Annotated in this window: 1 protein-coding gene; it reads left to right on the top strand. The window is 63.7% G+C overall.

Going from position 1 to position 664, the window contains the following annotated elements; genetic code table 11:
* Positions 1 to 120: 120 nt before the first annotated feature.
* Positions 121 to 664 (top strand): hypothetical protein (locus AAE045_RS23625; RefSeq protein ID WP_455549742.1); only part of this gene is annotated, 544 nt, incomplete at its 3' end.

The following is a 664-nucleotide window of genomic DNA, read 5'->3' as shown; positions in this document are numbered from 1 at the left end:
GTAGAGGGTCGCCGCCGTGCAGTTCCTCCGCTGTGAATTCTTCAGCGGAATGCATCACTGGAGGTTCACCGGATCTCATTGCTAGAGTGTGGATTCGGCCTGCTTTGACGAACTCCCTGCATGCGCTCCTGGTTGCGAACAGTCTCAATCACCCTCACTGCTGCACTGGCCACGGCCGCTGTTGGCAGCCTACTCCAGACCCAGATCAATCTGCATGCCCTTACCCAGCTGGCCCTGCAAGTCAGCTGGCCGGCACGGGCCGCAGTCACCGTCGAAGATCTGGCTCGGTTCGGACCTGTAATGTTCAGCTTTTCGCTGGCCGGCGGCGTGCTTGCGTCATGTCTGCAGCCAATTCTGCGCCGGCTTGGCCTCCATGCCCTGCCCTGCGCACTGCTCGCCGGTGTAGCCGGGCTGGCGGTCGTGCTGGCGCTGCTGCGCAGTGTGAGTCCGATGCCGGCAGTGGCCGCCATCCGGGAGAGTCCCGGCTTCGCCCTGCTCAGTCTGTGTGGGCTGGTGGGAGGCTATGTGAGCTACACGCTGAGGGCGCGTGCCGTGCGCGAAACGCACCCCCACGGCGGAGTTGCCTTGCTGTTGCCGGCTGGCCTGGTGCTGCTGCCGCTTGTCTCATTCATGTTTATGCAGCCAACGGCGCAACGTGCACAGC

Source organism: Dryocola clanedunensis (genome assembly GCF_038405435.1).
Lineage (GTDB): Bacteria > Pseudomonadota > Gammaproteobacteria > Enterobacterales > Enterobacteriaceae > Dryocola > Dryocola clanedunensis_A.
Note: the sequence above shows the minus strand (reverse complement) of the source record. Positions and strands in the feature narration are given on the sequence as shown.